This window comes from Rufibacter roseolus, from assembly GCF_017916365.1.
Classification (GTDB): domain Bacteria; phylum Bacteroidota; class Bacteroidia; order Cytophagales; family Hymenobacteraceae; genus Nibribacter; species Nibribacter roseolus.
Genome location: NZ_JAFMSU010000001.1, coordinates 1,182,269 through 1,195,448 on the forward strand (window position 1 = coordinate 1,182,269; position 13,180 = coordinate 1,195,448).

Here is a 13,180-nt window from a genome sequence, read left to right on the forward strand (position 1 = left end):
ATCCAAAGGTCTACAACGCGAAATAGGGCTTCAAGGTTGACCGTATTCCTTTCCGGGCGCCAGAAGAGACATTGCCCCAGCCTACGGAGATACTGTTTCAAGGCCGTTTTCCCAAGAATGGGCCCTAAACAAAAACGGTCTTCCTGTGTACTGGGACTCCGCCGCGTATCCTGCCCCGCCAATGGGTATTCCTGTAAGTGGCTCTTCAATAGAATGCTAGCATACTTAAGTTTCGCCTGGCTCTGACCAGTCCTAATTCCTGCGCCAGGGTTTAGGGGCTGTTTTTCTAAAACTTGTGCCCAAAAGGCTAGGCATGGGATGAATTCTTTATGAGGCTAGAAGAATTAGAAGAATTTGCTCCGGCAAAATTTCTTCTAACCCTAGCCCCTTTGCGTACGTCATACAGGCAAATATTCTGCGGAAGCTATTCTAGAAGGGCTGGTATAATCTCTGAGGGCCGCTCTCCGTATAAAGACCAAATTTACCGCCTTTTAAATACTTCCCGGCTCGCCGGTTACCGCTTGGGCCCGCAGATTGAAGCTTTGGCATCTATCGTTCATGAAAAAAAAATACAGTCTCCTCTTTTTACCCTTTGCCATTTTCTGGTTCGTGCAGGCATGTACCACGGCTAAACCTTACTATGCCCGCAATGTGGTGGATTGGCAGTCACAGACGCCCAAAGACACCTCCGAGATTGTCTACAGCGTGTTCCTGATTGGTGACGCCGGCGCCCCGCTCACCGATAAACCAGACCCCACCCTCATGCACCTTAAGTCGCAGATTGACCGGGCCGGGGAAAGAAGTGCCGTGGTGTACCTGGGCGACAACATCTACCACAACGGCCTGCCCAAACCAGATGCCTATGACCGGAAAACCGCCGAGGCCCGCATGAAGGCCCAGTTGGATATCCTCAAAGGCTACAAAGGCGAGAAGTACATGATCCCCGGAAACCATGACTGGGGCGGCGGCAGCGGAACCCCGGACGGTTGGGAGGCCGTGGTGCGGGAAGAGCGTTTCGTGGAAGAATACCTGGCAGACAGTAACATTGTGGTAGGCACCGATTTCTTTGTGCCCGGCAACGGCTGCCCCGGCCCGTTTGAAGTGCTCATTGAGGAAGAGATCGTGCTCATCGCGCTGGACTCCCACTGGTGGCTGCACCCCTATGACAAACCCTACGGCGACGATAACCCCTGCGGCGTCACCAGCGAGGTAGACGTGCTGGTGCAACTGGAAGACATCATCCAGAAGAACAAAGACAAGAACATAGTGGTGGTGGGGCACCACCCGCTGTTCAGCAACGGTATCCACGGGGGATACTTCACGCTTACAGACCACCTGTTCCCGCTCACCATCCTGCGCAAAGGCTGGGTATTGCCGCTGCCCATCATCGGGTCCATCTATCCGTTGGCGCGCAAGTACGGCGGTATTGCCCAGGACATTCCGCACCCCAGCTACCAGGCCTATATCAACGGCCTTATGACCGTGTTCTCTAAGTATGACAACATTGTATATGCGGCGGGGCATGAGCACAACCTGCAGTATTTCAAGGCCGGTAAACTGCCGCACATTGTCAGTGGGGCCGGTTGCAAAACCCAGCACGTGAAAAACGGCGGCGACGCGCTCTACGCCGAGAAGTCGCAGGGGTATGCCCGCATCAACTACTACCGCAACGGCGAGGCCTGGGTAGAGTTCTACGCCAAGAACGATGATGATGAGCCCGCCAGGCTGTCCTTCCGGATGCCCATGTACGCCAAGGCCAAACCAGAGACCGAGCAGATCGCCATTTCCAAAGAAGACTATAAAGACAGCACCATCACCACGCCGGCCAACAAGGCCTACGGGGTGGGTGCGTTCAAGAAAGGCTTGCTGGGAAACCACTACCGTAGAGAATGGCAGACACCCGTGACCATTCCCCTGCTGGATTTGCAGCGCGAGAAAGGCGGGCTGGTGCCTTACCAGAAGGGCGGGGGCAAGCAGACCTCTTCCCTTAAGCTTCGCAATGAGGAAGGCCGGGAGTACACCCTGCGCTCCGTGAACAAAGACCCCAGCGCCATGCTGCCAGAGGCGCTGCAGCGCACCGTGGCCCGCGACATTCTGCAGGACCAGATCTCGGCGCAGCACCCTTACGGCGCCTTGGTGGCCGCCAAGCTCGCCGATGCCGCCGGAGTGTACCATACCAACCCCAAACTGGTGTACATCCCCAATGATCCGCGCCTGCGCCAGTACTTGGATGAGTTCAACAACACCGTGGCTTTCCTGGAGGAAGACGCAGACGAAGACCACTCAGACGTAGCCAGTCTGGGCAACGCCACCAACATTATAGGTACCGAGAGACTGCTGGAGCGCAAGCGCAATGACCATGACAACCAGGTAAATGAGCAGGAGTTTGCCCGCGCCCGCCTGCTGGACATGCTCATTGGCGACTGGGACCGGCACGAAGGGCAGTGGCGCTGGGTGGAAACCAGATCCGGCGAAGACAATCGCACTTACCGGCCCGTGCCCGAAGACCGTGACATCGCGTTCTTCAAAGCCGACGGATTTATTCCCTGGCTTGTGAGCCGGCGGTGGGCGGTGCGTAATTTCCAGCACTTCGGGAAAGACTTCGGAGACTATAAAGGCCTCAACCTTTCGGCTCTTTCCGCAGACCGTACCTTCCTGTCCAGCGTTACGCGCGAGCAGTGGATCAAACTGGCCAATGAGCTGAAAGCCTCCATGACCGATCAGGCCATTGAGGAAGCCGTGCGCCAAATGCCGCCAGAGGTGTTTCCGCTCTCCGGGCCCGAGGTGATCGCCAACCTCAAATCAAGACGTGACCTGCTGCCGCAGGTAGCCGAGAAATACTACCTGCACCTGGCCGAGGACGTGGACATTTCCGGCTCTGACAAGCGTGAGAAATTTGAAGTGCGCCGCATTTCAGATGACGAGACCGAGGTGACCATGCGCAAGATCAACAAGGAGGGCGAGGTCTCCAAGGTGCTTTATCGCCGTCTGTTCAAAAACAAGGAAACCGAAGAGATCAGGTTGTACGGCCTGGGCGGCGATGACGTGTTTGAGGTAACCGGCAACACCAAAACCGGCCCTATGGTGCGCATCATTGGGGGCGAAGGCAATGACTCCATCTCAGACAATTCAAGCGTGAAGGGTCCGGTGCGCAAAACCAAGATCTACGATTTCACCGGCGAGAAAAACCAGATCGCCTTTGGCACTGAGGCCGAGGACAAAACCGAGGCCTTTGAGGACGTGAACCTCTATGACCGCGACAACTACAAGATCCCTTACTTCGGGCCGCGGCTGTCTATAGAGTACAACGTGGACGATGGTTTGTTCCTGGGCGGCGGGGTGCTGTACCGCAACCACAAGTTCAGGAAACAGCCGTACGCCTCTGAGCATTACCTGCGGGCCAACTACGCTTTCGCTACCCGCGCCTACAACATCAGGTATGATTCTGAGTTCAAGCAGATCTTCAATGACAAACTGGACCTGGGGGTGAAAGCCGCCATTTTCGGACCGCAGTACCAGATCAACTTCTTCGGGTTGGGCAACGAGACGGAGCAGACCCGGGAGATAGAATACTACCGCGTGCGGATGGCCCGCATGATGGTGTCGCCAACCATCAACACCAGCTTCACCCACTTCGTGAGAATGGGCATCGGGCCGTTCTATGACCGGTATGAGCTGCAGCATTACCCCGGCCGCTACGTGGATGAGATCTTCTCTGAGGAAGTCTTCGGGGTGGAGCAGTTCACAGGGGTAAGGGGCTTTTTGAACCTGCAGGCGGTGAGCACCCCGGTGAACCCGCGCATCGGGTTGAAATGGCTGAACGAGTTCTCCTACTCCCGCCAGTTGGGCGGGGAGGGCCGCAATTTCGGGCGTATTGGCTCTGAGTTCATGTTCTACATCGGGCCAAGGCTGCCGTTCCAGCTTACGTTGGCGGCAAGGTTGGGCGGGGCTCACAACTTCGGGGATTTTCCGTTCTACCAGGCCAATACCCTGGGCGGACTCACCAACCTGCGCGGATACCGCCGCACCCGTTTTGCCGGGCGCACTTCCGTTTACCAGAACACCGAGGTGCGGGTAGAGCTCTTCAAGTTCAATGTGTATTTGTTCCCGGGCAAGTTTGGGATCATGGGTCTGGTGGACCACGGCCGCGTCTGGGCCGACGGTGATGACTCAAACAAAATACACCGCGGCGTAGGGGGCGGTATCTGGATTGACGTGCTCAAGCAGGCCGTGATCAATGCCACTTACTCAGCGGGCGAAGAAGATAAACTGTTCAACGTGAATTTTGGCTTCCTCTTTTAACATGTCTCTTACCACAACCACATATTGCAGCCCTGCCTCTATGAAAAAGCTTTTTCTCCTGATGGGTATTTTAGGCTTGGTTTTCACAAAACAGCCGGTAAATGCCCAAGGCTTTTTCTCTGATTCTCTAAGGGCAGCCCAGGACACCACAGATGAGAAGGAACTGGCCAACCCCTCGGTGGTGGGCATGGGCAAGAGCAAGGGTATCATCATCAGGTATGAGCGGTTGCCGCGGTTTGGCATGCACTCCCGGGGGCAGCAGAGCACCGTGGAAGACGCCCGCGCCGATGTGCTCAAAAGCAACCGGTTTGAGTTTAAGGCCTATGCGCCGCTGGTAAATAACCCGCACTTTAAGCTGGTACTGGGCGGCAGTTACTTTCTGGAAGAGTTCAACTACAAAGAGCCCGAAACGCAGCAATACCCCTTGTACCAGCGGCTGGAAGACAAGAACCTGCGTTCCCTGGACGGGCAGTTGGTCATGCTGAAACCGCTCAACTACAAGAACTACATCATCTTCCGGGTGAAAGGCGAACTCAACGGCGATTACGGCAAACATGATAACGTGAGCTTCACGCGCTACCTGAGAACTTCCATGGAGGCCATTTACGGCTGGAAGAAAAGCCGATACCTGTCTTATGGTTTAGGGGTGCAGTTGGGCTATGCTTTCGGGCGGCAGACCATTTACCCGGCTTTCCTGTACAACCGCACCTTCAACGACAAGTGGGGCGTAGAGGCGCTGTTTCCGGCCAACGTCACTTTCCGGCGCAACTTCTCAGAGAAATCCTTGCTGTACTTGGGCTACCGCATTGATGGCTCTACCTACAACATCAACATCAACACCGAGCCTTTCAACCAATACGAGACTGTGGAGCTCCGGAAATCAGAGATCAAAGCAAGGCTCCGCTGGGACCGCGAAATTTATGACTTCATCTGGTTCGGGCTGGAAACAGGATACCGCTACAACCACAAATTTGACTTGTACGATGGCCGCGCGCGCACTGCCAACCCCCTGATAGAAACCCACATCAAAGACGCGGTTTTCTTTAACGTGGAGCTGTTCCTGGTGCCGCCCCGCCGCTTCCTGAAACAGTAACCAATTTGTTTAGGGGCTGATTTACTGTAAACGGCCCCTAAACGGATTTCAGCTTTGACTTCAACTGAAAAGCCAACGGGCCGGTATCAGAAGATACCGGCCCGTTGGCTTTTCAGTTGGAATAGTTCTTAAACCTGTTGCGGTCCTAAGTAACCGGGAACCCGGCCTGCGTGGCTTTTTCTTTCATGAGCCGGTAAGCCTCATCCTGGGCGTGCACAGACAATGATGGGTCATCAGAAACCCAGTATTGGTTATCTGAGAGACGGGCTTTCTGGTTGTCTTTCATGTGCAGATCCAGCATCTGGCGGGTTTCCTGGCGCAGCACAGGGTCATACACGGGGAAAGCCACCTCTACCCGGCGGTTAAGGTTACGGTTCATCCAGTCTGCCGAGGCGATAAAGATTTTCTCTTCCCCGCCGTTCCCGAAGACGTAGATGCGCCCGTGCTCCAGGTACCGGTCCACGATGCTACGCACCGAGATGTTCTCGCTCAGGCCCGGCACGCCCGGAATCAGGCTGCAGATACCGCGCACCAGCAATTCTATCTTCACACCAGCCTGGCTGGCCTCGTACAGCTGTTTGATCATGCGGCTGTCCTGCAGGGCGTTCATCTTGGCCACGATGTAGGCGGGTTTTCCGGCCCGCGCCAGTTCCATCTCGTGCCTGATGAGTTTTTCTAACCCGTCGCGCAGGTTGAAGGGTGCTACCAGTAGGTGCTCAAACGTCTGGTTCGTGTTGCCGTCCACCAGAAAGTTGAAGACCTTAGACATCTCACCCGTGAGCCGTTGGTCGGTGGTGAAGAGGGCGTGGTCAGTGTAGATGAGTGAGGTTTTCTCGTTGTAGTTGCCGGTGCTCAGGTAGGCGTACTGCACCGCCTGGCCGTCTTCCTGCCGGGTCACCAAACCAATCTTGCTGTGAACCTTGAGGTCCGGTACCCCGAATATGACATTGGCCCCGGCTTTCTCCAGTTTGCTGCCCCAGTAAATGTTTGATTCTTCGTCAAAGCGGGCTTTGAGTTCCACCACGGCAGTAACCAGCTTGCCATTCTCCGCGGCCCTGATGAGCGCCTTGGCTACCTTTGATTTATCGGCTACGCGGTACAACGTAATGCTGATGCTGGTAACGGCGGGGTCATCGGCGGCCTCTTCCAGAAAGCGGAGCACGTAGTCAAACTTCTGGTAAGGGTAATGCAACAGGAATTCCTGCTCTTTCATGGCTTCCAGCATGCTAGGGGCTTTCTCCAGCACCGGGTGGGGCAGCGGCGGTTGCGGCGCATAGTACAGGCCGGGTATCTCAAACTTGGGGAACCCAAAGAAATCACGGAAGTTGTGGAAGCGGCTACCCACCACCAGTTCATCGGTGGTGATGCCAATGTGCTCCAGCAGCGCGTGCAGCAAGGGTTCAGGGGTCTGCGGGTCGTAGAGCAGGCGGCTGGGTCTACCGGTTTCCCGTTTCTTGAGGCTTTTCTTGATTTTGGCCATTAAATTGCCCGATACCTCTTCCTCAATGTCCAGCTCGGCATCACGGGAGAGTTTCACGGCGTAGGCCTCCACCTCGGCAAAACCGGGGAACAGCTCAGGCAAGCCCACCCTGATCACATCGTCCAGGAGCATGACGTAGTGCTCGCCCTGCTCCACGGGCAATTTTACAAAACGGCTCCCGTGTTTTTGGGTAGGAATCTCCAGAATAGCGTATTGCTCCGGCTCCTCCTGCGCTTTTGGTTTCAGGCGCACAATAAGGTACACGGTCTGGTCTTTAAGGAACAGCGGGCTGGGGTTGGCGCTGAAGATGATGGGTGCCAAAAGTGGCTTTATGGTACGCCGGAAATAGTCCAGCGCCATGTCGCGCTGCCCGTCTGTGCACTCGGTCTCGTCAATGAGGTGGATGTGCTCGCGGCGGAGCTCCGGCAGGATCTCGGTCCGGAAAACCTGCCCAAATTCCTGCTGCTGGCGTGATACCTCGGCAATGATCTCCGCTAATTCCGGCAGGGGATCGTCTTCCAGTTTCTCGCGGGTCTTTTTCTTTAGCTTGGCCAGGCGGCGCATGGTGGCCACCCGCACCTTGAAGTATTCGTCAAGGTTGGAGGAGAAAATAGCCAGGAAATTCAGGCGCTCCAGCAGGGGCACCCGCGGGTCTTTGGCTTCCTGCAGCACGCGGTAGTTGAACGCAAGCCAACTCAGCTCGCGGCTTATCTGCGGAACTTCATGAACCAGGGATTTCTCCTGCGAAGGTTTAGTAGGGTCTGTATTGTCTTTTGCCGCCATTCAGGTGGGGATATGCAGGGCAGAACTGGCCCGCGTTAGCGATAGTTTTTTGGAAAGTCGAAGAAAAGGAGCTTGGCGTTGTCTCTGGAGATTTGGCCCCAGTGGCTGCAGTCAAAGCTGAGACCCACAATGCCAGCCGTGGGAATATTGGCGATGCTTTTGTCTGGGCTGAGCTGATTGGCCAGTTCGGTGAACGCGGGGTTGTGCCCCACCACCATCACGTGGTTGTATTCATCGGGCAGAGACTGGACAAAGATGAGCAGGTCCTCAGAAGAGATAAGGTAGAGCTCTTCCTGCACCCCAATCTTGTCTGGCGCGAAATTCAGTTCCTTGGCCACCAGCGATGCGGTGGTGATGGCCCTTACCGCGGAACTGGAGACAACCAGGTCCAGCTTTATTTCCCGTTCCAGCAGCTCCTGTCCTATGAGGGGCGCATCTGTGCGGCCTCTTTTGTTCAGAGGACGGTCATGGTCACTCAGTTCCTCGTACTTCCAACTGGATTTGGCGTGGCGTAACAGATATAGCGTTTTCATATGGCATACATAACATGAAAGCCACAACTGTGGGGCAGCTGCGGCTTTCATGTTTACTGTTTACGCCTGAAAATAGTTGTCTTTACAAGTATGCCACGGCGCCTGTTTCTGGGTTCATTTCTGGCTTGTTTTGCCTGAAAGGGCCCCTAAACGGGTTTACCCTTCCTGAGGTGTATTATGCGGGTAACGCTCAAAATGGATCTTGGACACCTGCTCCAGCAAGACCTGGCGCAACTCATCAATATTGGCCCGGTTTGTGGCCGAGATAAAGATAGCTGGGGTGTGCTGCTTGGCCATGTAAGACGATCTCAGGTCGTTGATGTCCGGTAGGGCGTCCGGGTGCTCTTCCTTCAGTTCCTGCTCTCGCTGCTGCAGGTACAGGTCGGTTTTGTTGAAGACCAGGATCACCGGCTTGTCCGCAGAATGGATGTCTTTCAAGGTATCATTCACCACCCCAATGTGCTCCTCAAACGAGGGATGCGACACATCCACCACGTGCAGCAGCAGGTCAGACTCCCTGATCTCGTCCAGGGTGGACTTGAAGCTCTCAATGAGTTTGGTGGGCAGTTTCCTGATGAACCCAACCGTGTCTGAGAGCAGCAACGGGATGTTCTCAATCACCATCTTGCGCACCGTGGCATCTACCGTGGCAAACAGCTTGTTCTCGGCGAAGACATCGGCTTTGGTGAGCAGGTTCATGATGGTGGATTTGCCCACGTTGGTGTACCCTACCAAAGACACGCGCACAATGCCCGAGCGGGACTTACGCTGCTCATAGTTCTGCTTCTCAAACTTCTCCAGCCTTTCTTTGAGCAAAGAGATCTTGTCCCGCACAATCCGTCTATCGGTCTCAATCTCCGTCTCACCAGGTCCGCGCATGGCCACGCCCCCGCCTTTCTGGCGGCTTAAGTGGGTCCACATGTTGGTAAGGCGGGGCAGCAGGTAGCGGTACTGGGCCAGTTCCACCTGCGCCCGGGCGGTGGCAGTCTGGGCCCGTAGCGCGAAGATGTCCAGGATGAGCAAACTGCGGTCAATGATCTTCACCTCCAGCTCGCGCTCCAGGTTGCGCACCTGCGAAGGGGAGAGATCATCGTCAAAAATGACCATGTCTACCTTGTGCTCTTTCACATAGGCGATAATCTCCTCCAGTTTGCCCTTGCCCACGTAGGTTTTGGAGTCTGGTTTGTCCAGTTTCTGCACAAAGCGTTTGAGGGATTTGGCGCCTACGGTCTCGGTGAGGAACGCGAGTTCATCCAGGTATTCTTTGGTTTTTTCATCGGTCTGCCGGTATTCAGGTACGGCCACCAGCACGGCGGTTTCCTGTTCTTTGGCAGTGATATGGAGTTGGTTTTTCATGTAGTACGGTTACTTTTTAAGCAAAGTGGAATAGAGCGCCAGCGTCTCCATCTCCTGCTCAGAGAGCTGGGAGCTGTAGCCCGGCATAAGGCCGCGGCCGTTGGCGATGACTTCCCGGCGTTCTTCCACGGTAAGGGTGCTCTGTTGCAGATTGGTGGCGCCGCTGGCTTCCTTCTGGCCATCTACTCCGTGGCAGTTGGCGCACAGGGCGGTGTAAATGGCCTTGGTGTTTTCCAGCTGCGTTCCCTCCAGTTGGGCTAAAATAGGATTGCTGGCCTTTCCCGGGTCTGGGGAGGCAGTACCTACTTTTCCGTTGGGGGAAACGGCCACGGCTTCGCCTTTATCAGGACGCATTTTCAGGCTTTTAGTTTCGGCCACACCGTAGACATACAGGAAAATGAGTACTCCTACGGAGGTCAGGAGTTTGCTGTGCCTTCTGATGCCCACAATGGAAAACGGAATGGCGGCCAGCACCAGCACCACTTTGACCAGCAGCCAGGTGGGCAGCGGCCCGTTGTATTGGATCATTAGATAGCCTCCGCTGACCAGAATGAGCGTACCGGTCACTATGTCCAGCATTTTGGTGGAGGTGCGGGTTTTGTTCAGGGTCTCGTGTTTGCCGGTGAAAAGCAGGAACGCCTTTATCAGAAACAGGATCAGGAACAGTACTACTACCAGAACATGGATGTGCAAAGAAGCGGTGCTCACGGTGGTATAAATTGGTAACTGAGGCTTGGTTTACGTGCAAAGTAAGTACAATGGCGCTGAAAACCGATTAACCCCCGGCAGATTCTGTCCGTAGGAGCGGGTTGCTGCCAAATCTGCTGCTATCTTTGTCTTTTGCTTTATTGTACCCCATGCGTATTGCCATTGTTATCAACAAGTCCTGGAATATCTTCAATTTTCGCCTTAGTTTGGTCAAAGCCCTGTTGGCGGCCGGACATGAAGTTGTAGCCATCGCCCCCGAAGACGCCTATTCCGCCAAGCTGGTGGTTGAGGGTTGCCAATTCGTTCCACTACCTATGGAGAGCAAAGGCACCAACCCGTTCAAAGACATGCTGCTGGTGCGCAAATTCCTGAAGGCCTATAAAAGCGCGAAGCCCGACGTGATTCTGCAATACACCATCAAACCCAACATCTACGGCTCTATTGCGGCGCACCTGGCGGGGATTCCCACCATCAACAACGTGTCTGGCCTGGGAACGGTGTTCATTGTGCAGAACCTGGTCTCTAAGATTGCCATGGCCCTGTACCGGTTCTCGTTCCAGTTCCCGGCCAAGGTGTTTTTCCAGAACTCAGATGACAAAGCGCTTTTCCTGGACCGCAAACTGGTTCGCGAGTCCATCACCGAGGTAATCCCCGGCTCTGGCATTGATACCAAACGCTACCTGCCGGCCCCTGAATTCAAACGCCAGCATCCGTTCGTGTTCCTGATGGTTTCCCGAGCGCTCTACGAGAAAGGCCTGGTGGAATACGTAGAAGCGAGCAAAATCCTCAAAGCCAAATACCCCGAGGTCCGCATCCAACTGCTGGGCGCCATTGACGAGGAAGGCAACATCGGGATCAAGCGTACCCTGGTGGAGCAATGGGCCGCTGAAGGCTGGCTCGAATACTTGGGTACCTCAGACAACGTGGCCAGCGTAGTTCACGGCGCTGATTGCGTAGTGCTGCCGTCTTACCGCGAGGGCACGCCGCGTACCCTGCTGGAGGCCGCCTCCATGGCCAAACCCATCGTCACCACCAACGTGCCCGGCTGCAAAGAAACCGTGATTGACGGCTACAACGGCTATCTCTGCGAGGTCCGCAACGGCACCGATCTGGCCGCCAAAATGGAGCAAGTGTATCTGTTATCAAATCCAGAGTTGCAGACCATGGGCCAAAACAGCCGCCGCTTGGCTGAAGAAAAATTCGATGAGAAGTTCGTGATTGACCGCTATTTTGCGGCCATTGAAGGAGCAACCGGTAAAATAGCCAGGAAGTAAATTTGTAGATTTGAAGATGGGCGGATTTGAAGATTAAGGTTCAGGTTTCCTATACTTCACTCTGCTCATAGATTGAGGATTTAATCCAAACCTAAACCACTTTCTATAACTCAAAAGATATCTACTTTAAGACATAAACATGCAAGTAAAGAACTACCCACTAGCGGGCGTGGTGGAAATCACCCCAAGGATTTTTGCTGATGAGAGAGGGGCTTTCCTGGAGACTTTCAGTGCCCGGTTATTTGGCGAAGCCGGAATCACCGAGACCTTTGTGCAGGACAATTTATCGATCTCCAAAAAAGGCGTTTTACGCGGACTGCATTTCCAGAAACCCCCTTACGCGCAGGCGAAACTGGTTAGCGTAACAGTAGGAAAAGCCTTGGATGTAGCCGTGGATATCCTCAAAGATTCGCCTACCTATGGGCAGTATGTTACTTGTATCCTGGACGCTGAGAAACGCAATTCCTTTTTTATCCCGGTGGGGTTTGCCCATGGGTTTGTGGCGTTGGAGGAAGGCACTATTTTCCAGTACAAATGCAGTAACTATTACCACAAAGATTCTGAGGGTGGTTTGCTCTGGAATGACCCTGCGCTTGGCATTCAATGGGGCATTGACAACCCCTTAGTCTCTGAAAAAGACGAAATCCTTCCCACTCTGGAAGGCTTTGAGTCTCCATTCTAAAGCTTGCATATTGATACTCACAAAAGAGCCTCTGCAATTCTGCAGAGGCTCTTTTGTGAGTACCTGTTTTTCTGAAAAATAGATCTGAAACAGGGAATTGAAGAATGGTTTAGTTCACAGCTTTTCCTCTTAATTGCTTTCCCCAACCCACTTTTATTTTCGGCTTGATTTTAGGAAATCACCCCAAAAACAGGCAGTAGCGCCTCTAGCGTTTCTAACATTCACAAAGTGTCTTCTCAGGCGGGTGAATAAGCATTAGCCAATCTCTTCCGGATAACCACTTCTTCATTTTGGGTCTGGTTTTCACAAAAGAGCCTTTAAACATAAAACAAAGCCCGATTCTCATCTTGGACACCAGAATGGATTGAATATAGACTTTTTACTATGGTTAGATTCAGGTAATTAAATATTTCTAATTTTTAATTAGCAAATAGGGGATTGTAGGGTTTGGTTTGTCATCTAATTCCAGTAAGACTACCATCCAAAATGCCATTTGCCCTATGATATCTGGTTAAAAGATAAATCATCCCCCTTCAGTACCACAAACTATTCTTTTTTGTACCAGCCCAGCGCTCTCAGGTAGTGGAAAAAATCCATGTCCGAAGCTGCCTGGAAAGTTATTGCCCCATTTTCTAAACCTATGAACTCCTCCAACACGCTCTCAGCTACCTTTTGCCAATGAAAAGCTACTCTACCAGATTTTTCCTTGCCTTGATTATGTTTCTGCTCACCCTACTGCGGGTGCAGGCGGCAACTCCAAAATCGACTAAGCCAGTCCATTTCATTCAGAACCGGGGCCAGATTCAGAAGGAGAAAAGAAACCTGCAGCAGGAAATAGAATATGTGGCCATGGTGCAAGGCGCGACCATTTACTTCGCCGCGGACCAGATTATCTATAATTTCCAGAAGAAGGAAAGCAGCAGCAAGCAGGGAAAGAACTCTGGCAAGGAGGCAATGAAGGAGTAACAG

Annotated in this window: 9 protein-coding genes; 5 read left to right on the forward strand and 4 right to left on the reverse strand. The window is 53.7% G+C overall.

Annotated elements, in window-relative coordinates; genetic code table 11:
- The first annotated feature begins 558 nt into the window (after positions 1 to 558).
- Positions 559 to 4,302, forward strand: a complete 3,744-nt coding sequence (locus J3P35_RS04925; RefSeq protein WP_210463241.1) for a metallophosphoesterase — start codon at positions 559 to 561, stop codon at positions 4,300 to 4,302.
- A gap of 40 nt (positions 4,303 to 4,342) precedes the next feature.
- A complete protein-coding gene (locus tag J3P35_RS04930) occupies positions 4,343 to 5,395 on the forward strand; it encodes a DUF6268 family outer membrane beta-barrel protein (RefSeq protein WP_210463242.1) in 1,053 nt (350 codons plus the stop codon).
- A gap of 145 nt (positions 5,396 to 5,540) precedes the next feature.
- On the opposite strand, the gene ppk1 is transcribed toward J3P35_RS04930, so the two are convergent.
- From ppk1 to J3P35_RS04950, 4 genes are all read right to left on the reverse strand, one after another.
- Positions 5,541 to 7,658 (reverse strand): polyphosphate kinase 1, encoded by a 2,118-nt coding sequence (gene ppk1 / locus J3P35_RS04935; RefSeq protein ID WP_210463243.1) that lies wholly within the window; start codon positions 7,656 to 7,658, stop codon positions 5,541 to 5,543.
- Positions 7,659 to 7,693: 35 nt separating this feature from the next.
- Entirely contained in the window at positions 7,694 to 8,191 is a 498-nt protein-coding gene (locus J3P35_RS04940; protein ID WP_210463244.1) for a SixA phosphatase family protein, read from the reverse strand.
- Between the two features lie 156 nt (positions 8,192 to 8,347).
- Entirely contained in the window at positions 8,348 to 9,547 is a 1,200-nt protein-coding gene (gene hflX, locus J3P35_RS04945; RefSeq protein ID WP_210463245.1) for a GTPase HflX, read from the reverse strand.
- A 9-nt stretch (positions 9,548 to 9,556) separates the two neighbouring features.
- Complete coding sequence (locus tag J3P35_RS04950; RefSeq protein ID WP_210463246.1) at positions 9,557 to 10,255, reverse strand: c-type cytochrome; 699 nt, start codon at positions 10,253 to 10,255, stop codon at positions 9,557 to 9,559.
- A gap of 149 nt (positions 10,256 to 10,404) precedes the next feature.
- On the opposite strand from J3P35_RS04950, the gene J3P35_RS04955 reads away from it, so the two are divergent.
- The 3 genes from J3P35_RS04955 (at position 10,405) to J3P35_RS04965 (ending at position 13,177) form a co-directional block, all read left to right on the forward strand.
- Positions 10,405 to 11,529, forward strand: a complete 1,125-nt coding sequence (locus tag J3P35_RS04955; RefSeq protein ID WP_210463247.1) for a glycosyltransferase family 4 protein — start codon at positions 10,405 to 10,407, stop codon at positions 11,527 to 11,529.
- A 139-nt stretch (positions 11,530 to 11,668) separates the two neighbouring features.
- Positions 11,669 to 12,211: a dTDP-4-dehydrorhamnose 3,5-epimerase gene (gene rfbC, locus J3P35_RS04960; protein ID WP_210463248.1), complete on the forward strand. Its 543-nt coding sequence runs from the start codon at positions 11,669 to 11,671 to the stop codon at positions 12,209 to 12,211.
- Between the two features lie 717 nt (positions 12,212 to 12,928).
- Positions 12,929 to 13,177: a hypothetical protein gene (locus J3P35_RS04965; RefSeq protein ID WP_210463249.1), complete on the forward strand. Its 249-nt coding sequence runs from the start codon at positions 12,929 to 12,931 to the stop codon at positions 13,175 to 13,177.
- The last annotated feature ends 3 nt before the right edge of the window (positions 13,178 to 13,180 follow it).